Source organism: Staphylococcus sp. HMSC068G11 (assembly GCF_001815825.1).
Taxonomy (GTDB): domain Bacteria; phylum Bacillota; class Bacilli; order Staphylococcales; family Staphylococcaceae; genus Staphylococcus; species Staphylococcus epidermidis.
Genome location: NZ_KV822056.1, coordinates 141,629 through 160,674, shown reverse-complemented (window position 1 = coordinate 160,674; position 19,046 = coordinate 141,629). Strand labels below are relative to the sequence as shown.

Below are 19,046 nucleotides of genomic sequence, written 5' to 3'. Positions count from 1 at the left end.
GGACTAAATAATGAATATAATTAAGGGAAATATTGCAAGTCCTCTTGGGTTTGCAGCTGATGGTCTGCACGCTGGCTTTAAAAAGAAAAAATTAGACTTTGGTTGGATTGTTTCAGAAGTACCTGCAAATGTAGCAGGTGTATTTACAACTAATAAGGTGATTGCTGCACCATTAAAATTAACAAAAAACAGCATCGAAAAAAGTGGTAAAATGCAAGCTATTGTTGTTAATTCAGGTATTGCTAATTCTTGTACTGGTAAACAAGGGGAAAAAGATGCCTTTAAAATGCAACAACTGGCCGCAAATAAATTGCAAATTCAACAAGAATATGTAGGTGTCGCATCTACAGGTGTTATTGGAAAGATGATGCCAATGTCTATTCTAGAGAATGGCTTTTCCAAACTAGTTAAAAACGGTAATGCTGATGACTTTGCAAAAGCGATATTAACAACGGATACTCATACAAAAACATGCGTTGTAAACGAAGTTTTTGGTAACGATACAGTAACGATGGCAGGTGTAGCAAAAGGGTCAGGAATGATACATCCTAATTTGGCTACAATGCTAGCATTTATAACCTGTGACGCTAACATCTCATCACAAACATTACAACAAGCTTTAAAAGATGTAGTTGAAGTTACATTCAATCAAATCACTGTAGATGGTGATACTTCAACAAATGATATGGTGCTTGTAATGTCAAATGGATGTACAAATAATAACGAAATTAAAAAAGACAGTGAAGACTACTATAAATTTAAGCAGATGCTTCTATATATTATGACCGATTTAGCTAAAAGTATTGCAAGGGATGGCGAAGGTGCTTCTAAATTAATAGAAGTCACGGTTAAAGGTGCAAAAGAATCTAGTGCTGCAAGAATGATTGCTAAAAGTGTGGTGGGTTCAAGTTTGGTAAAAACCGCAATTTTTGGCGAAGATCCTAATTGGGGTAGAATTATTGCTTCTGCAGGTTACGCTAAAACAAATTTTGATATTAATCAGGTAGACATTTTTATCGGTAGGATACCTGTATTAATAAGATCCTCACCAATAAAGTACGATAAAGAAGAAATTCAAGAAATAATGAGTGCTGAAGAAATATCAATTGAACTTGACCTTCATCAAGGAAATTACGAAGGTCAAGCATGGGGATGTGATTTATCGTATGACTACGTTAAAATCAACGCACTTTACACCACTTAGGAGGAACATATGAAAAACATCATCGTAATTAAGCTCGGTGGTATAGCTATAGAAAATTTAAACGACGCGTTTATACAACAAATTAAAGCTTGGCACCTTGAAAACAAAAAAATAATTATTGTTCACGGTGGCGGCCAAGTCATCAGTGATTTATTAACTAAAAACAATCATTCAACTATTAAAATTGATGGCATGAGAGTGACTGCTAAAAATGACTTACCTATCATATATGATGCTTTAATTAACATAGTAGGACACCAACTTTTAGTGAGACTTAAAGAATCTAATTTAGAATTTTTTCAATTCAAAGAAAAGATAAAAGAACTTGTGAGCGCCGAATTTTTAAATAAAAATATCTATGGTTACGTTGGGAAAGTTAAAGAAATCAACACGATGCTATTAGAAAATATTTTATCACGCGACATTATACCAATTATCACTAGTTTGGGTGTAAATGAGCAAGGGGAATATCTTAATGTTAATGCTGATCACCTCGCCACCGCAATTGCTAAGAAACTAAAAGTCGAAAAATTAGTATATATGACTGATGTCCCTGGTGTAATTGAAAAAGATAAAACGCTTGCTACTCTTACAATTAAGGAGGCAAAAACAAAAATTGAAAATAAAATAATTACTGGCGGCATGATACCTAAAATTGAGAGTGCAATCCAAACAGTAGAATCAGGCGTTGAATCGATTTTAATTGCAAATAATTTACAAAAAGGAACAATCATAAGGGGCGATTAATGATGAGTTATCTTTTTAATAATTACAAACGGGACAATATAGAATTTGTTGATGCTAATGAAAATGAATTAATTGATAAAGATAATAATGTTTACCTAGATTTTTCGTCAGGTATAGGTGTCACAAATCTAGGTTTTAATATGGAAATTTACCAAGCAGTACTTAATCAACTGAATTTAATATGGCATTCACCCAATTTATACCTAAGTAGTATTCAAGAGGAAGTGGCTCAAAAATTAATTGGTCAACAAGATTATTTAGCTTTCTTTTGCAACAGTGGAACAGAAGCGAATGAGGCGGCTATTAAACTCGCACGTAAAGCTACTGGCAAGTCGGAAATTATTGCTTTTAAAAAGTCTTTTCACGGCAGAACGTACGGCGCAATGTCTGCAACAGGACAAAAGAAAATTACAGATCAATTTGGTCCGGTTGTTCCTGGATTCAAATTTGCTATTTTTAATGATTTCAATTCATTTAAATCATTAACTTCATATAATACTGCAGCTGTAATTATAGAAATCATTCAAGGTGAATCAGGAGTACTACCTGCTGATCCTTTATTTGTGAAGCAATTAAATGAGTATTGTATACAAAAAGATATTCTTATAATTGTAGACGAAGTTCAAACGGGCATAGGTAGAACTGGTAAGTTATATGCTCATGAACATTATCAATTGTCTCCAGATATCATCACATTAGCTAAAGGGTTAGGTAACGGCCTTCCTATTGGAGCAATGTTAGGCAAAAAGAATTTAGGTCATGCATTTGGCTATGGTTCTCATGGCACAACATTTGGAGGAAATAGATTATCATTAGCCGCTGCAAACCAAACGCTTACTATCATTAATCATGCTGATTTGATGAATGATGTTCAATCAAAGGGTCAATTTCTTATTGAAAACTTAAGAAAAGGTTTAGCAAATAAAAGAAATGTAATTGAAGTCCGTGGTATAGGCTTAATGGTAGGAATAGAGATCAATAATGATCCTATTCAAATCGTGCGAGAAGCTAAACGTAGAGGGTTAATCATTTTAACAGCTGGTACAAATGTGATTAGGTTATTACCTCCATTGAGTATCACTAAAAAACAATTGGAAAAAGGTATAGAAATACTAACTGAAATCATTTGATTTATAAATGGTATCTTATCTAAAATATCGAGTTGATATACAGAGTGTACAATTCAGCAAAGCAACTTTTAAAACACCGTTTCGTTAAAAATACAAAAAATAAAACGAAACGAGTGTCTTTTTTATGCCTTCAATCAATCTCTAAAATATTTAAATAAATAACGACGTTTTGATGTTTAATGAACATGCTTGAATTGAATCTTTTACTCAAGTAAAATAGATGGGTAGATGAAAACAAACCTAAGGAGTCAGTAAGAAATGAACTTTAAAGAAATAAAAGAATTAATCGAAATTCTTGACCAATCTAATTTAACTGAAATAAATATTGAAGATAATAAAGGCAGCGTAGTTAATTTAAAAAAAGAAAAAGAGACTGAAATAGTTACACCACAAGTTACTCAACAACCAACTCAACCGATAACTCATGCGCAAATCGATAATGAAACACAACAAAAACCATCACATAGCTATAATGATGAACAAAGTAGTGATAATAATTACAATACCATTAATGCACCAATGGTTGGTACATTTTATAAATCACCTTCACCAGATGAAGAAGCATATGTTCAAGTAGGAGATAAAGTTACGAATGACAGTACTGTTTGTATATTAGAAGCTATGAAATTATTTAATGAGATTCAAGCCGAAACAACAGGTGAAATCGTAGAAATTTTAGTAGAAGACGGACAAATGGTAGAGTATGGCCAGCCGTTATTTAAGGTGAAATAATGAAGAAGATTTTAATCGCTAATCGTGGTGAAATCGCAGTAAGAATAATAAGAGCGGCACACGATTTAGGTATTCAAACAGTAGCTATATACTCAGAAGGTGACAAAGATGCATTACATACTCAAATTGCTGATGAAGCATATTGCGTCGGTCCTACTTTATCAAAAGATTCTTATTTAAATATACCAAATATTTTATCTATCGCTACTTCTACAGGATGTGATGGTGTTCATCCTGGATACGGCTTTTTGGCTGAAAATGGTGATTTTGCTGAATTGTGTGAAGCATGCCAATTAAAATTTATTGGGCCAAGCTATCAATCAATTCAAAAAATGGGAATAAAAGATATTGCTAAAGCTGAAATGATTAAAGCCAATGTACCTGTAGTACCAGGAAGTGAAGGGCTTATTCAAAGTATAGATGACGCTAAAAAAACTGCTAAAAAAATTGGCTATCCAGTTATCATCAAAGCCACTGCAGGTGGTGGTGGAAAAGGTATTCGGGTTGCTCGTGATGAGAAAGAACTTGAAACTGGTTACCGTATGACACAACAAGAAGCTGAAACAGCGTTCGGAAATGGTGGTTTATACTTAGAAAAATTTATAGAAAACTTTAGACATATAGAGATTCAAATTATTGGCGATACTTATGGAAACGTTATACATTTAGGTGAACGTGATTGTACAATTCAAAGAAGAATGCAAAAACTCGTTGAAGAAGCACCTTCACCAGTATTAAGTGAAGATAAACGCCAAGAAATGGGTAATGCTGCAATCAGAGCTGCAAAAGCTGTAAATTATGAAAACGCAGGTACAATTGAATTTATATATGATTTAGATGATAATCAATTTTATTTCATGGAAATGAATACACGTATTCAAGTCGAACACCCAGTAACTGAAATGGTAACAGGAGTAGATTTAGTAAAATTACAACTCAAAGTTGCTATGGGTGAAGCGTTACCTTTTAAACAAGAAGATATTTCCATTAACGGTCATGCCATTGAATTTCGAATCAATGCTGAAAATCCTTACAAAAACTTTATGCCTTCACCAGGCAAGATTACTCAATATCTTGCCCCAGGCGGTTTTGGAGTGAGAATTGAATCAGCATGTTATACTAATTATACGATACCACCTTACTATGACTCCATGGTGGCAAAACTTATAGTTCACGAACCTACACGTGAAGAATCAATTATGACAGGCATTCGTGCTTTAAGTGAATATCTTGTTTTAGGTATCGACACTACGATTCCATTCCACTTAAGACTTCTAAATAATCATATTTTTAGAAGCGGGGAATTTAATACAAAATTCCTAGAAAAGTATAATATTATGGACGATAATAACCAATAGGAGGATAAAGGATGGTCAATGTAGCAGATTATTCTCAATCTAATTTAGGAAAAATTGAAATAGCACCAGAAGTATTATCTGTTATCGCATCCATTGCGACATCAGAAGTAGAAGGCATTACAGGTCATTTTGCTGAATTAAAAAAAACAAATCTAGAGAAGATTAGTCGAAAAAATTTAAACAGAGATTTAAAAATCGAAGCTAAAGAAGACGGAATATACATTGATGTATTTTGTTCTCTAAAACATGGCGTAAATATTTCTAAAACTGCAAATCAAATTCAATCAGCGATTTTCAATTCAATTACGACAATGACAGCTATTGAACCACAGCAAATTAATATTCACATCAGAAGTATCGTAGCAGAAAAATAAATAATTTAAATTATAGGTGCACTTTAACTAGAAAGTTGTACCTATAATTTTATAAATACATTTGAAGGAGTAAAATATGAGTCGTAAAGATGCAAGAATACAAGCTTTTCAAACTTTATTTCAACTTGAAATAAAAGAGACGGATTTAACAATTCAAGAAGCAATTGAATTTATTAAAGATGATCATTCTGATTTAGACTTTGATTTTATATACTGGTTAGTTACTGGAGTCAAAGATCATCAAATCGTTTTAGACGACACAATAAAACCCCATTTAAAAGACTGGTCTATCGATCGTTTACTGAAATCAGATCGTATTATTTTAAGAATGGCAACGTTTGAAATATTGCACAGCGATACACCTAAAAAAGTAGTTGTTAATGAAGCTGTAGAACTTACAAAACAGTTTAGTGATGATGATCATTATAAATTTGTTAATGGTGTTTTAAGTAATATAAATGATTAAAATGAGTGATAACTATGACTGAATATTTAAGTGTTTCTGCACTAACTAAATATATAAAATATAAATTTGACCAAGATCCTCATCTTCAATCAGTTCTTATCAAAGGAGAATTATCTAACTTTAAAAAGCACTCAAGCGGACATTTATATTTTAATGTCAAGGACAAAGAAAGTGTCATCAGTGCAATGATGTTTAAAGGAAATGCTTCTAAGTTAGGCTTTGAGCCTAAAGAAGGTGATGAGGTTTTAATTGAAGCTCGCGTTTCTGTTTATGAAAGACGAGGAAATTATCAAATTTATGTTAATAAGATGCAAATCGATGGTATTGGTAATTTATACCAAAAGCTTGAACAACTAAAAAAGAAATTGAAAAAAGAAGGCTATTTTGATCAAAGTAACAAAAAACTTATACCAAAGTATCCAAAGAAAATAGCGGTTTTAACAGCGAGTACAGGTGCAGCCATTAGAGACATACATAGTACGATTAATAATCGCTACCCTTTGGTCGAGCAAATTCAAATCAGTACCCTTGTTCAAGGCACGCAGGCTAGGCAAGATATAATAAAAAAGATTCAATATGCCGATTCATTAGATGTTGATACAATAATAGTTGGACGCGGTGGTGGTTCAATTGAAGATTTGTGGAACTTTAATGAAGAAGATGTTGTTAAAGCCATCTTTAATTGTCAAACACCTATTATATCAGCTGTAGGTCATGAGACTGATTTTACATTAAGCGATTTTGTAGCAGATGTTAGAGCTGCGACACCTACTCAAGCTGCTGTTATAGCAACACCTGATCAATATGAGTTATTACAACAAATTAAACAGTATGAATATACATTATCAAGATATATAAAACAATATATCGAACATCAGAAGAAACAACTTAATCACATATCATCATATTACAAATTTAAGCAACCGAGTTTATTGTACGATCAACAAATTCAAAAACGTGATGAATTAGAAAGACAGTTAAATCTTCTATTAAATACTAAAGTTGAAAAGTCAAAACATCACCTCAAGTTACTTCAACAAAGTTTTAATTTTAAAAATTTAAATCAGCAGATTACTCAAGAAAAGCAATCTGTTTATCAATTGCATTCTAGATTGTCCAAAATAATGTCCAATAACATTATTAATTTAAAAACAGTGCTAAAAAATAAATTAGAAAATCTCAATAATTTAAGCCCTACCAATACGATGCTTAGGGGGTACGCAATTGTCAACAAAGATGATGAAGTGATTACAAGCACACATAAATTGAATGAAAACGACAAAATATCTTTAACAATGAAAGACGGAAGTGTCGATGCAATGGTTAAGAAAGTAAGGTGTAATGATGAGTAAAGAAAAGCAAAGTTTCGAAGAAATGATGAAAGAACTTGAAAATATCGTTCAAAAATTGGATAATGAAGCAGTTTCTTTAGAAGAATCCCTCGATTTATACCAACGTGGTATGAAACTATCTGCTAATTGTGATTCAACTTTAAAAGAAGCAGAGAAAAAAGTGAATGAATTAATGCAAGAAGAAGTTGGTGATGAAGGCAATGAAGAAACTACAGATGAATAAATTAATAGATATAATTAATACATCACTGAATAAATCAATACAATCATCACCATTAAAGACTAATTTAGAAGAAAGTATGAAATACTCATTAAATGCTGGTGGTAAAAGAATCAGACCAGTCATATTATTATTAACACTAAAAATGCTTAATAAAGATTATCAACAAGGACTAAATAGTGCATTAGCATTGGAAATGATTCATACTTATTCTTTAATTCATGATGATTTACCAGCAATGGATAATGACGATTACCGTAGAGGAGAGTTAACAAATCATAAAGTATATGGTGAATGGAAAGCCATTCTTGCTGGTGATGCATTATTAACAAAAGCTTTTGAATTAGTTTCTAATGATACTACCATTGAAGATAGTGTGAAAGTAAATATTATACAAAGACTTTCAAAAGCAAGTGGACATTTGGGAATGGTAGGTGGCCAAGCGCTTGATATGGAAAGTGAAGGGAAGTCAATTCGTTTAGAAACTTTAGAGTCAATTCATAAAACTAAGACAGGTGCTTTACTAAATTTTTCAGTTATGGCCGCGGTAGACATTGCTCAAGTTGAACAAAATATTGCTAAGAATCTAGATGAATTTAGTCATCATTTAGGAATGATGTTTCAAATTAAAGATGATTTGCTGGATGTATATGGTGATGAATCAAAACTTGGCAAAAAAGTAGGCAGTGATATAGTAAATCATAAAAGTACTTATGTTTCTTTACTTGGAAAAGATGGAGCAGAAGAAAAGTTAAACAATCATCAATGTCTTGCCTTGAACTGCTTAAATCAAATTTCTGATCAATATGATACTTCAGAATTAAGCGATATTGTAGATTTATTCTATAACAGAGACCATTAATTTATAACAAAATTTTATACTATCGTCAGAATGTTTACTTTAACGTTATAACACATTTATATCTGTAGGTTGTCTTCATAGCTTATCTATGAGGCAATCTTTTTTAATTCTTCAATTTATATACAAGAATTATTCACATTTTTATTTCTAAACACTTATTTTAGTATTATTAATTATGAAAGTGATTTTGTAATAAATACTGATATAGTGCTCACTAGATATTTTAACTTCACAATTTCAAAATAGTGTTTAGTAGTAGTTCAGAACGCCATGTGTTAAAATCAATGTATAAATATTCGTAATTTGAGGTGTTAATTGTGCCAAAAAAGTCAGTGAGACACATAAAAATAAGAGAGATAATTTCAAATGAACAAATAGAAACACAAGATGAACTAGTTAAACGTTTGAATGAGTATGATTTAAATGTTACACAAGCTACTGTTTCACGAGATATTAAAGAATTGCAATTAATTAAAGTTCCTGCACCTACAGGACAATATGTTTATAGTTTACCAAATGATCGTAGATATCATCCATTAGAGAAGTTGGGTAGATATTTAATGGATTCATTTGTAAATATTGAAGGCACTGGTAATCTACTAGTACTTAAAACGCTTCCTGGTAATGCTCAATCCATTGGTGCTATACTTGATCAAATTGATTGGGATGAGGTGCTTGGTACAATTTGTGGTGATGATACATGCTTACTTATTTGTCGAGACGAAGAAGCGAGTGAAGAAATCAAAACTCGAATTTTCAATTTATTATAAGGATGCGATGAATTTATGTTACAAACCTTATCAATAAAACAATTTGCCATTATTGACGAACTTGATATAAACTTTTCTGACGGTCTAACAGTTATGAGTGGTGAAACTGGCTCAGGAAAATCTATCATTATTGATGCCATTGGACAGTTAATCGGTATGAGAGCTTCTTCTGATTACGTCAGACATGGCGAAAAGAAAGCGATTATCGAAGGTATCTTTGATATAGACGAGAGTAAAGATGCAATTAAAATACTAGAATCTTTAGCTATAGATGTTGATGAAGATTTTCTATTAGTTAAAAGAGAAATATTCAGTTCTGGCAAGAGTATATGTCGAATTAATAATCAAACTGTCACTCTACAGGACTTAAGAAAAGTGATGCAAGAACTGCTTGATATTCATGGGCAACATGAAACACAGTCTTTACTTAAGCAAAAATATCATCTTCAACTATTAGATGATTATGCAGACAATCAATATTCAGATTTACTTAATCAATATCAACTTTCTTATAAGCAATATAAAAATAAACGTAAAGAATTAGAGGAATTAGAATCTGCGGACCAAGCTTTATTACAACGATTAGACTTAATGAAGTTTCAATTAGAGGAACTAACCGAAGCTTCACTGAAAGAAGGCGAAGTGGATCAACTTGAATCCGATATTAAAAGAATTCAAAACTCTGAAAAATTAAATCTAGCTTTAAACAACGCACATCAAGTTCTAACTGATGAAAATGCAATACCCGATAGGTTGTACGAATTAAGCAACTACTTGCAAACGATTAATGATATCGTTCCAGAAAAATTCGTAAGATTAAAAGAGGACATTGATCAATTTTACTATATACTAGAAGATGCTAAACATGAAATTTACGACGAAATGGCTAACACTGAATTCGATGAGCAAGTTTTAAATGAGTATGAATCCAGAATGAATTTACTTAATAATTTAAAACGTAAATATGGTAAGGATATTACTGAACTTATTGGTTATCAGAGTAAACTTGCAGATGAAATTGATAAAATAGAAAACTATGAACAAAGTACATCACAATTAAGGGAAGAAATTAAAACGCTTTATAACGATGTGATAGATATAGGAAAAAAACTTTCTCAAGAACGTAGGCGTGTAGCGAGAGAGCTAAGGGACCATATTGTTTCTGAAATACAAAATTTACAAATGAAAGATGCTAACCTTGAGATTTCGTTTAAACCATTAGATGAACCTACAATTGAAGGTATTGAATTTGTGGAATTTTTAATTAGTCCAAATCGTGGTGAACCACTTAAAAGTCTTAATAAAATCGCTTCAGGTGGTGAGCTTTCAAGAATTATGCTAGCTCTAAAAAGTATATTTGTTAAATCACGTGGCCAAACAGCGATTCTTTTTGATGAAGTTGACTCGGGTGTATCTGGTCAAGCAGCACAAAAAATGGCTGAAAAAATGCGAGATATTGCTCAATACATTCAAGTTATTTGTATTTCACACTTACCTCAGGTAGCTTCAATGAGTGATCATCATCTACTTATAAGCAAGGCATCCAATGCCGATAGAACTACAACTCAAGTCAAAGAATTGAAAGATGAAAATAAAATAGATGAAATAGCACGTATGATTTCAGGAGCAAGTGTGACTGAGCTCACAAGAGAAAATGCAAAAGAAATGATTAAGCAAAATCACAATATTTAATTATGATTACCAAATTCAAGCACAATGATTTTGGTTTTGATTAAATTTACAAATGATGTAAAATAGTTAGGTATTATTTAAAATTGAAGAAAACAAGATTGTAATTAGAAATATCAATAATGTTAATACTACTATTATTTTCATCTCTTGTTTATTCTTTTTATCTAATGAATAGCGTGAACATTAAATAAACCTCTAGAGGACTAAAATACAGAGTTTATATTTGTATTTTTAGTCTTCTATAAATTTAAGGAGTTAGACCATGTCAGAAAAACAATATGATTTAGTCGTGTTAGGTGGTGGTACGGCAGGATATGTAGCCGCCATCAGAGCTTCTCAATTAGGAAAAAAAGTAGCGATAGTAGAAAAATCACTCTTAGGTGGTACGTGTTTACATAAAGGATGTATACCTACTAAAGCACTTTTAAAATCGGCTGAAGTCAATCATACTATTAAAAACGCACATACATTTGGAATTGATGTCAATCATTTTAAAATTAATTTCCCTAAAATTTTAGAACGTAAAGATGCGATTGTTAAACAGTTGCATAAAGGCGTCAATCAACTGATGAAACATCATCATATAGATATTTACAATGGTATTGGACGAATTATGGGAACATCTATATTTTCTCCTCAAAGCGGTACAATTTCTGTTGAATATGAAGACGGCGAATCAGATATACTACCTAATAAAAATGTGCTTATAGCTACTGGGTCGTCACCACGATCTCTTCCGTTCATTAACTTTGACCATCAACAAATACTATCGAGTGATGATATCCTAAGGTTAAATACACTACCACAAAGATTAGCAATCATAGGTGGAGGAGTTATTGGTTTAGAATTTGCATCACTGATGAATGATTTAGGTACTGATGTAGTAGTAATCGAAGCGAACGACAGAGTTCTTCCTACTGAGAGCCCACAAGTTGCCTCATTACTAAAAGAAGAATTAACTGATCGAGGCGTTACATTTTACGAAAATATTCAATTGACCAAAGAGCATTTCAATCAAACTGATAAGGGTGTAACTATTAATATTTCAGATGAGCCCGTCCAATTCGATAAAGTGCTAATTGCAATTGGTAGAAAGCCTAATACAAATGATATTGGTTTAAATAACACTAAAATAAAGACTTCTGATGCTGGTCATATTATAACAAATGCTTATCAGCAAACTGAAGATAAACATATATACGCAGCAGGAGATTGTATAGGGCAATTGCAATTGGCACACGTTGGTTCAAAAGAAGCTATAGTTGCAGTTGAACATATGTTTGATTGTTCACCTATACCTGTCAATTATGACCTGATACCAAAATGTGTTTATACAAACCCAGAAATTGCTTCAATTGGTAAAAATTTAGAACAAGCAAAAAAAGCAGGCCTTAAAGCAAAAAGTATCAAAGTTCCTTTTAAAGCTATAGGAAAGGCAATGATTGAGGATGTAACCCAATCAAAAGGATTTTGCGAGATGGTAGTTAACAAAGATGACGATGAAATCATAGGTCTTAATATGATAGGGCCACATGTTACAGAATTAATAAATGAAATTTCATTGTTACAATTTATGAATGGCTCATCTTTAGAACTTGGTTTAACAACACATGCACATCCTTCATTATCTGAGGTAGTCATGGAATTAGGATTAAAAGCTAATGGTCAAGCAATTCATGTATAGTTGGAGGTAAAAAAATGATAGATTACAAGTCAGCAGGCCTTACAGAAGAAGACCTCAAAAAAATATATAAATGGATGGACTTAGGAAGAAAAACAGACGAAAGGCTATGGTTACTCAATCGTGCAGGTAAAATTCCATTTGTCGTCAGTGGTCAAGGTCAGGAAGCAACTCAAATTGGTATGGCATATGCAATGCAAAAAGGTGATATCTCATCCCCTTATTATCGTGATTTAGCATTTGTTACTTATATGGGAATTTCTCCTTTAGATACCATGTTATCAGCTTTTGGAAAACGTGATGACATTAACTCAGGCGGTAAACAAATGCCTTCTCATTTCAGTCACAAAGAAAAAGGCATTTTATCTCAAAGTTCTCCAGTAGCTACTCAAATACCACATTCAGTCGGTGCTGCATTAGCACTTAAAATGGATAACAAGCCAAATATTGCTACTGCGACAGTTGGAGAAGGCAGTTCAAATCAAGGTGACTTTCACGAAGGTATGAACTTTGCTGCAGTTCACAAATTACCTTTCGTCTGTGTAATAATTAACAATAAATATGCGATATCTGTACCTGATTCACTACAATATGCTGCTGAAAAGTTATCTGATCGTGCATTAGGTTACGGTATGCATGGAATCCAGGTAGATGGAAATGATCCAATTGCAGTATACAAAGCAATGAAAGAAGCAAGAGAACGAGCGCTAGCAGGTGAAGGTCCAACATTGATAGAAGCAGTCACTTCACGTATGACACCACATTCATCTGATGATGATGATACATATCGTACAAAAGAAGAAAGAGACCTATTGAAGCAAGAGGATTGTAATATAAAATTTAAAACGGCCTTACTCGATCAAGGCATCATAAACGAAAATTGGTTGAGTCAATTAGAAACAGAACATAAAGAACTCATTAATGAAGCTACTAAATTTGCTGAAGCAGCACCATACCCTTCAGTAGAAGAAGCTTTGACATATGTTTATGAAGAGGGAGGTCAACAAAATGACTAAATTATCATACTTAGAAGCTATACAAAATGCACAAGACTTAGCATTAAATCATTTTAGTAATGCATTTATACTTGGCGAAGATGTAGGAAAAAAGGGTGGCGTTTTCGGCACAACTAAAGGATTACAAAGTAAGTATGGTGATGAACGTGTAATTGATACACCTCTTGCGGAATCGAATATTATTGGTACTGCTATTGGTGCAGCAATGCTAGGTAAGAGACCTATTGCCGAAATACAATTTGCAGATTTCATTTTGCCTGCTACAAATCAAATTATAAGTGAAGCAGCTAAAATGAGATACCGTTCAAATAATGACTGGAATTGCCCACTGACTATCAGAGCACCATTTGGTGGTGGCGTTCATGGTGGATTATATCATTCGCAAAGTGTTGAAAGCATTTTTGCTTCAACTCCTGGTTTAACTATTGTTATTCCTTCATCACCTTATGATGCTAAAGGTCTTCTATTATCCTCTATAGAATCTAACGATCCAGTCTTATACTTTGAACATAAAAAAGCATATCGTTTTCTAAAAGAGGAAGTTCCCGAAACATATTATACTGTACCTCTAGGTAAAGCTGATGTTAAAAGGTCAGGAGAGGACATTACTGTATTTTGTTACGGATTAATGGTGAATTACTGTTTACAAGCCGCAGATATTTTGGCAAGTGACGGCATCGATGTTGAAGTAGTCGACTTAAGAACTGTTTATCCACTAGATAAAGCAACTATCATTGAACGCTCTCAACGTACTGGTAAAGTTCTCCTTGTTACTGAAGATAATCTAGAGGGGAGCATTATGTCTGAAGTATCTGCAATTATAGCTGAAAACTGTTTGTTCGATTTAGATGCGCCAATCATGCGACTAGCTGCACCGGATGTCCCATCTATGCCGTTTTCACCAATATTAGAAAATGAAATTATGATGAACCCAGAAAAGATACAGGAAAAAATGCGTGAACTCGCACAATTTTAAGGAGGGTATCAATTGGATATAAAAATGCCTAAGCTTGGTGAAAGTGTGCATGAAGGTACGATTGAACAGTGGTTAGTATCAGTAGGAGATCATGTAGATGAGTACGAACCATTATGTGAAGTTATTACAGATAAAGTAACAGCTGAAGTGCCTTCAACAATTTCAGGAACAATAACAGAATTAGTGGTTGAAGAAGGACAAACTGTTAATATAAACACAGTGATTTGTAAAATCGATTCGGAAAATGATCAAAATCAAACAGAATCGGCAAATGATTTTAAGGAAGAACAAAATCAGCATTCTCAATCAAATGTAAAGGTGTCACAATTCGAAAATAATACTAAAACTCACGAAAATGAGGAGCATACAGCCTCAAGTCGCGCAAATAACAATGGACGATTTTCGCCTGTTGTCTTTAAATTAGCTTCTGAACACGGTATTGATTTAACACAAGTCATAGGAACTGGTTTTGAAGGTCGTGTTACTAAGAAGGATATTCAAAATATTATTAACAATCCAAACAATCAAGAAAAAGAGAAAGAATTTAAACAAACAGATAAAAAAGATCATTCAATCAACCATGGTGACTTTTTACATCAATCCTCATCTAAAAATGAAAACGCACCATTATCAAATGAACGTGTCGTACCAGTTAAAGGTATTAGAAAAGCTATCGCACAAAATATGGTTACTAGTGTCAGCGAAATACCTCACGGTTGGATGATGGTTGAAGCCGATGCGACGAATTTGGTTCAGACTAGAAACCATCATAAAGTTCAATTTAAACAGAACGAGGGGTACAATTTAACTTTCTTTGCGTTCTTTGTAAAAGCTGTTGCAGAGGCTTTAAAAGCAAATCCATTACTCAATAGTACATGGCAAGGAGATGAAATTGTTATCCACAAAGATATTAATATCTCTATTGCTGTTGCAGATGATGATAAATTGTATGTGCCAGTCATTAAAAATGCAGATGAAAAGTCAATTAAAGGTATTGCACGTGAAATTAATGATTTAGCTACTAAAGCGAGATTAGGAAAATTATCACAAAGTGATATGCAAAACGGTACATTTACGGTTAATAATACTGGTTCCTTTGGTTCTGTTTCTTCAATGGGAATCATTAATCATCCACAAGCTGCCATTTTACAAGTAGAATCAGTCGTAAAGAAACCTGTAGTTATAGAAGATATGATAGCAATTAGAAATATGGTTAATTTGTGTATTTCAATCGATCATCGTATTCTCGACGGTGTTCAAACGGGAAAATTTATGAATCTTGTTAAGAAAAAAATAGAACAATATTCTATTGAAAATACATCTATTTATTAATTACAAACATTGTTTACCAATTAAACTTCATATTATAGTTGAACGCTTTAAGGAGGAGAATTTCTTCTTAAAGCGTTTTTCAGTATTCGTTTTAAATTTCAACTAGAATTTTTCAATCATCATAAATTAATCCTGTTGAACAATGTGCTGTTAATTAGTAGAATAAAATAAGTAAAATTAACTTATTATGGAAGGTGACAAATCATGGATTTAAACTTTGATTTATATATGAATGGTGTTGTTGAACAAGCACGAAACGAAATTGAGCATGCTGGTTATCAACAATTAACTTCTGCTGAGGATGTTGATCAAGTTTTACAACAAAAAGGTACATCTTTAGTCATGGTAAATTCCGTATGCGGATGCGCAGGTGGGATTGCACGTCCTGCTGCGGCACATGCATTACATTATGATAAATTACCTCAACGATTAGTTACAGTATTTGCAGGGCAAGATAAAGAGGCAACACAACAAGCCAGAGAATATTTTGAAGGATATGCACCCTCAAGTCCATCTTTTGCTTTGATTAAAGATGGTAAAATCACCGAAATGATTGAACGACATCAGATTGAAGGTCATGATGTAATGGACGTAATCAATCAGTTGCAATCTTTATTTGATAAATATTGTGAAGAAAGATAAAAGGTTAGTTCCATGCTTAAGTTAAATCCCTATAAAATAGGATTTAGAACTGTCAAAACTGCTGTGGGAATGACTTTAGGAGTAATCATATGTAAACTTCTAGGTTTAGATAATTATGCATCCAGTGCTATTTTAGTTGTATTGTGCATAAAGCACACTAAGATGCATTCAGTACAAGCAATTTTATCTCGACTAGTTTCATGTTTACTCATATTATTTTTAGGTTCAGCAATTTTTAGTCTTTTAGGACAACATGCATTTGTTTTAGGTTTAATTGTTTTGTTGTTTATTCCTTTGACTGTTGTTCTAAATGTGCAAGAAGGTGTTATTACTAGTTGTGTCATATTATTACATGTCTTTAACGCCAAGGCTATTAATGGGCACCTTATTTTAAATGAAATAATGCTATTAATAGTGGGCTTAGGTATAGCATTTCTAATGAACTTAATGATGCCTAGTTTAGATAAGAAATTGAATCATTTTAAGCAGGATATCGAAAATCAAATAACTGAAATATTTAATATTTTTAGTCAAGCCTGCTCAATGCATAATGATCATTTAAATATTAAATTTGATTCATTACTTTTAAATATTAAAAAAGCAAAATCACTTGCTTTTAGAGATGTTAAAAATCACTTTGTACGAAACGAAAATTCATTTTATCATTATTTCGATATGAGGGAAGAACAAGTTGAATTATTAAAACGTATGACATCGTTATTAGAAAAGATAAATACAGATGATCCTATACTTGAAAAGATTTCACAATTAATGTATGAAATTGGAAGTAACGTAAATAGCAATGATTATACGGCTCTAAGACTACATTCACTTTATGAAATACGTTTATCTCTCGATGATTTACCATTACCGACTACTCATAAGACTTTAAATTCCCGAGCACATATTATTCAAATTCTAAATGAACTAGAAGAATACTTAAATATTAAATCTCAATTTGGTTCTTTAAAATTGCATAGTGAAATATAAAAAAACGTTACATGACGAAATATTAATTAACGTCATGTAACGTTTTTTCATTAGTTCATTAATGGAGCTATGCTAGTTAATAGTAATGCTAGTACTACTGCAATTAACATAACAACAATAATGACACGTAACACTTTATTGTTCAATTTTAATCCTCCGCATCATAAGGTCATATTCAACCATTGAGTCATTGACATTATAAACTATAATTCATTCACTCGTAAAATTTCAACTTTATAATAATAAAATTATATACTTTATCTTATAGGTTGTAAAATGTCATAGAATTAAATCATTAGTGAAGAGTTAAATTAGTTTTGACAATTCATAATGTCAGTTAAAATATATTTATACAAGTAAAAAGGGGGGGACCAAAAATGATTAATCAAAAGCGTTTATTAGATTGTTTTCTAGAATTAGTGCAAATTAATTCGGAAACAGGACACGAAGAAACAATTCAACCTTATCTTAAAGATACGTTTAAAAAAATGGGGCTCAATGTTATTGAAGATGAAGCTTCAAAAAATGATGGATTAGGTGCTAACAATCTTATTTGCACGCTAAAAAGTAATATAAGTCATCAGAATGTGCCGAAAATTTATTTTACAAGTCACATGGATACTGTAGTTCCAGGAAAAAACATCCAACCTGTAGTAAAAGAAGATGGATATGTTTATAGCGATGGAACTACGATACTCGGCGCGGACGATAAAGCTGGTCTTGCGGCAATAATAGAAGCGATTAAACAAATTAAGGAATCAAATTTGCCACATGGACAGATTCAAATAATTATAACCGTGGGAGAGGAATCTGGATTAGTAGGTGCTAAAGCAATAGATACTCGACTTCTAGATGCAGATTTCGGCTATGCTGTAGATGCAAGTAAAGATGTTGGAACTACTGTTATCGGTGCTCCAACTCAAGTAAAGATTTATACAACTATAAAAGGGAAAACAGCCCATGCAAGCACACCTAAAAAAGGTATTAGTGCAATAAATATTGCATCAAAAGCAATCAGTCGAATGAAATTAGGACAAGTAGATGCATTAACAACAGCCAATATCGGTAAATTTCATGGTGGCTCTGCAACTAATATTATAGCTGATGAAGTCACTTTAGAGGCAGAGGCACGGTCACATGATGATCAAAGCATTAATAAACAAGTGAAACATATGAAAGAGACTTTCGAAACGACAGCAAATGAATTAGGTGGTCAAGCTGAAGTGTTAGTTGAAAAAAGTTATCCTGGATTTGAAGTTAATGAAACTGACAAAGTAACACAATATGCTATATCTAGTGCATTAGCGCTCGGGCTAAAAGGGGATACCTGTATTGCTGGTGGTGGTTCAGATGGCAACATCATGAATCAATACGGTATTCCTTCCGTAATTTTAGGAGTAGGATATGAAAACATACATACTACTTCAGAAAGAATAGCAATAAAAGATATGTATATGCTCACAAGACAAATAATAAAAATTATTGAGTTAGTAGCTGAATAA

Annotated in this window: 20 protein-coding genes; 19 read left to right on the top strand and 1 reads right to left on the bottom strand. The window is 32.5% G+C overall.

Annotated features, from left to right (window positions below; genetic code table 11):
* Positions 1-10 precede the first annotated feature (10 nt).
* From argJ to HMPREF3058_RS01450, 18 genes are all read left to right on the top strand, one after another.
* A complete protein-coding gene (gene argJ / locus HMPREF3058_RS01535) occupies positions 11-1,204 on the top strand; it encodes a bifunctional glutamate N-acetyltransferase/amino-acid acetyltransferase ArgJ (RefSeq protein ID WP_002446519.1) in 1,194 nt (397 codons plus the stop codon).
* A gap of 9 nt (positions 1,205-1,213) precedes the next feature.
* Positions 1,214-1,951 carry an acetylglutamate kinase gene (gene argB, locus HMPREF3058_RS01530; RefSeq protein ID WP_002446518.1) on the top strand — a complete coding sequence of 246 codons (738 nt, stop codon included), beginning with the start codon at positions 1,214-1,216 and terminating at the stop codon, positions 1,949-1,951.
* Entirely contained in the window at positions 1,951-3,081 is a 1,131-nt protein-coding gene (locus HMPREF3058_RS01525; RefSeq protein ID WP_002446517.1) for an acetylornithine transaminase, read from the top strand. The genes argB and HMPREF3058_RS01525 overlap by 1 nt, the downstream gene beginning before the upstream one ends.
* Before the next feature lie 258 nt (positions 3,082-3,339).
* The gene (gene accB / locus HMPREF3058_RS01520; RefSeq protein WP_002446516.1) at positions 3,340-3,813 is read left to right on the top strand and encodes an acetyl-CoA carboxylase biotin carboxyl carrier protein; all 474 of its coding nucleotides are present in this window, start codon (positions 3,340-3,342) and stop codon (positions 3,811-3,813) included.
* Positions 3,813-5,171 (top strand): acetyl-CoA carboxylase biotin carboxylase subunit, encoded by a 1,359-nt coding sequence (gene accC, locus HMPREF3058_RS01515; protein ID WP_002446515.1) that lies wholly within the window; start codon positions 3,813-3,815, stop codon positions 5,169-5,171. Before accB ends, accC begins: the two co-directional genes overlap by 1 nt.
* Positions 5,172-5,182: 11 nt before the next feature.
* Positions 5,183-5,545, top strand: a complete 363-nt coding sequence (locus HMPREF3058_RS01510) for an Asp23/Gls24 family envelope stress response protein (RefSeq protein WP_002440021.1) — start codon at positions 5,183-5,185, stop codon at positions 5,543-5,545.
* Between the two features lie 76 nt (positions 5,546-5,621).
* Entirely contained in the window at positions 5,622-6,011 is a 390-nt protein-coding gene (gene nusB / locus HMPREF3058_RS01505; RefSeq protein WP_002446514.1) for a transcription antitermination factor NusB, read from the top strand.
* A 14-nt stretch (positions 6,012-6,025) separates the two neighbouring features.
* The gene (xseA, locus tag HMPREF3058_RS01500) at positions 6,026-7,363 is read left to right on the top strand and encodes an exodeoxyribonuclease VII large subunit (RefSeq protein ID WP_002490998.1); all 1,338 of its coding nucleotides are present in this window, start codon (positions 6,026-6,028) and stop codon (positions 7,361-7,363) included.
* Positions 7,356-7,586, top strand: coding sequence for an exodeoxyribonuclease VII small subunit (locus tag HMPREF3058_RS01495; RefSeq protein ID WP_002486962.1), 231 nt, complete (start codon positions 7,356-7,358; stop codon positions 7,584-7,586). The genes xseA and HMPREF3058_RS01495 overlap by 8 nt, the downstream gene beginning before the upstream one ends.
* Entirely contained in the window at positions 7,564-8,445 is an 882-nt protein-coding gene (locus HMPREF3058_RS01490) for a polyprenyl synthetase family protein (RefSeq protein ID WP_002495739.1), read from the top strand. Before HMPREF3058_RS01495 ends, HMPREF3058_RS01490 begins: the two co-directional genes overlap by 23 nt.
* 317 nt (positions 8,446-8,762) lie before the next feature.
* Complete coding sequence (gene ahrC / locus HMPREF3058_RS01485) at positions 8,763-9,215, top strand: transcriptional regulator AhrC/ArgR (RefSeq protein WP_002456185.1); 453 nt, start codon at positions 8,763-8,765, stop codon at positions 9,213-9,215.
* A 15-nt stretch (positions 9,216-9,230) separates the two neighbouring features.
* Entirely contained in the window at positions 9,231-10,907 is a 1,677-nt protein-coding gene (recN, locus tag HMPREF3058_RS01480) for a DNA repair protein RecN (protein ID WP_002491005.1), read from the top strand.
* Positions 10,908-11,169: 262 nt separating this feature from the next.
* Complete coding sequence (lpdA, locus tag HMPREF3058_RS01475; RefSeq protein WP_002486947.1) at positions 11,170-12,591, top strand: dihydrolipoyl dehydrogenase; 1,422 nt, start codon at positions 11,170-11,172, stop codon at positions 12,589-12,591.
* A 14-nt stretch (positions 12,592-12,605) separates the two neighbouring features.
* Entirely contained in the window at positions 12,606-13,604 is a 999-nt protein-coding gene (locus tag HMPREF3058_RS01470; protein ID WP_002490976.1) for a thiamine pyrophosphate-dependent dehydrogenase E1 component subunit alpha, read from the top strand.
* Positions 13,597-14,580 (top strand): alpha-ketoacid dehydrogenase subunit beta, encoded by a 984-nt coding sequence (locus HMPREF3058_RS01465; RefSeq protein WP_002502102.1) that lies wholly within the window; start codon positions 13,597-13,599, stop codon positions 14,578-14,580. Before HMPREF3058_RS01470 ends, HMPREF3058_RS01465 begins: the two co-directional genes overlap by 8 nt.
* Before the next feature lie 12 nt (positions 14,581-14,592).
* The gene (locus tag HMPREF3058_RS01460) at positions 14,593-15,912 is read left to right on the top strand and encodes a dihydrolipoamide acetyltransferase family protein (protein ID WP_002490978.1); all 1,320 of its coding nucleotides are present in this window, start codon (positions 14,593-14,595) and stop codon (positions 15,910-15,912) included.
* Positions 15,913-16,116: 204 nt separating this feature from the next.
* Positions 16,117-16,554 (top strand): bacilliredoxin BrxB, encoded by a 438-nt coding sequence (gene brxB, locus HMPREF3058_RS01455; RefSeq protein WP_002490996.1) that lies wholly within the window; start codon positions 16,117-16,119, stop codon positions 16,552-16,554.
* 12 nt (positions 16,555-16,566) lie between these two features.
* Positions 16,567-17,544, top strand: a complete 978-nt coding sequence (locus HMPREF3058_RS01450; protein WP_002457709.1) for an aromatic acid exporter family protein — start codon at positions 16,567-16,569, stop codon at positions 17,542-17,544.
* 50 nt (positions 17,545-17,594) lie between these two features.
* On the opposite strand, the gene prli42 is transcribed toward HMPREF3058_RS01450, so the two are convergent.
* Positions 17,595-17,690 carry a stressosome-associated protein Prli42 gene (prli42, locus tag HMPREF3058_RS12260; RefSeq protein WP_002493579.1) on the bottom strand — a complete coding sequence of 32 codons (96 nt, stop codon included), beginning with the start codon at positions 17,688-17,690 and terminating at the stop codon, positions 17,595-17,597.
* Between the two features lie 231 nt (positions 17,691-17,921).
* Between prli42 and HMPREF3058_RS01445 the strand changes: the two genes are divergently transcribed.
* On the top strand, positions 17,922-19,046 hold the full coding sequence (locus HMPREF3058_RS01445) for a M20/M25/M40 family metallo-hydrolase (RefSeq protein WP_002457708.1): 1,125 nt from the start codon (positions 17,922-17,924) through the stop codon (positions 19,044-19,046).